Genomic DNA, 1,444 nt, shown 5'->3' on the forward strand with positions numbered 1-1,444 from the left:
GAGCTCCCGCTCGCCCGGGCCGACCTGGAGACGGACATCCGCACCTTCGACGAGGCGCGGGCGCTGACCCCGGGACGCTGGTTGAAGGAGTGGCGGGAGAAGAACGAGGAGTCGTTCCCGGAGCCGACCTTCGGCGGCTGGCGCGGTGACCTGGAGCAGGTGGTGCTGGACCTGCACCGCGAGGACCCGTTCGACCTGGTCCTGGTGAGCTGCGTTCCATACGTCTCCCTGGCTGCTGCGTTGCGCCTGCACGAGGAGCACCAGGTGCCGATGGCCGTCGACTTCCGCGACGGCTGGTCGGTCGACGTGATCCATGGGGGCGAGGCCTTCGAGAGGGACTCGATCAGCGGCCAGTGGGAACAGCGGGCGCTCGAGGCCACGACGTCGTTGTGGCTGGTCAACGAACCGATCGCCGATCACTATCGCCACCGGTATCCGGAGCTGACGGACAAGGTCCGCGTCGTCCGCAACGGATTCGACCGGGACAGCATCCCCACCGCGATCCCGCAGCCTCCGGTCGGGCCGCTGCGCTTCGGCTACCTCGGCACGATCAACTTCCGGCCCGAGTTCGTCAGCACCGTCCTGGGCGCATGGCGTGACGCGCGCGCGACCAACCCGCTCCTCGAGGGCGCGACGTGGGACTGGCGGGGCAACCTCGGCGCCGGCGCGGTGCGCGGTTCCTCGGTCGTGCTGGAGCAGCTGATCGCAGCGGAAGCCGACGGAGTCACGTACGGCGGCCCGGTGCCCAAGCGCGATGTCGGGGAGTTCTACGGCAGCCTGGACGCCGTGACCTTCATGGTCATCGGCGGTGCGTTCATGACGTCCGGCAAGGTCTACGAGTGCATGGCGACGGCCCTGCCGATCGTCTCGGCCCACGAGGTACGGCACGACGCATCGACCCTGCTCGAGGGCTATCCCTTGTGGACCGGGGTGGCCGGGCTCGACCACGACTTCCTGGTCTCCGCGTTCGGCCGCGCTGCCGAGCTCGCGCTCGGTGCTGACGACGCGTTGCGTCGCTCCGCCCGCGACTACGCCGAGCAGTTCGAGCGGAGCCGGATCATGATCGATGCGGTGTCCGCACTCACCGACAAGGTGGCCCCCCGATGAGCGCGGTCGTGCTGTTCGTCGGAACCCGCCACGAGCCTCGCTTCCTGGCCGACGTGGTCCGCCAGTTCGAGGACCGCGGGGCGCAGGTCACCCTGGTGTCGGTCCCTTCCGTCGACGTACCGGTCGGCCCCGGGACCGAGGTGCGGCTCATCAACGAGGTCTCGGAGGGTCACCCGCCCGCCTTCTGGCGACGCAGCATCGTGGTCATCCCGCCGCGCCGGATGTGGTTCGAGATCGAGCGCGACGCGTGGACCGTCCAGCGTGCGTTGGCCGCTGACCTTCTCGTCGCGGTCGACAACCGCGCCGTCTTCGCGGTCTGGCGCCTGGCCCAGCGCAA

2 protein-coding genes are annotated in these 1,444 nt (G+C 69.8%); both read left to right on the top strand.

Annotated elements, in window-relative coordinates:
- The coding region (locus ACOADB_RS24545; protein WP_378605019.1) for a hypothetical protein at window positions 1–1,107 on the top strand (1,107 nt) is incomplete at its 5' end.
- On the top strand, window positions 1,104–1,444 hold a 341-nt coding region (locus ACOADB_RS24550), incomplete at its 3' end, for a hypothetical protein (RefSeq protein WP_378605022.1). The genes ACOADB_RS24545 and ACOADB_RS24550, both read left to right, overlap by 4 nt.

This window comes from Nocardioides sp. CPCC 206348, assembly GCF_048654705.1.
In the GTDB taxonomy this organism is placed as follows: Bacteria; Actinomycetota; Actinomycetes; order Propionibacteriales; family Nocardioidaceae; genus Nocardioides.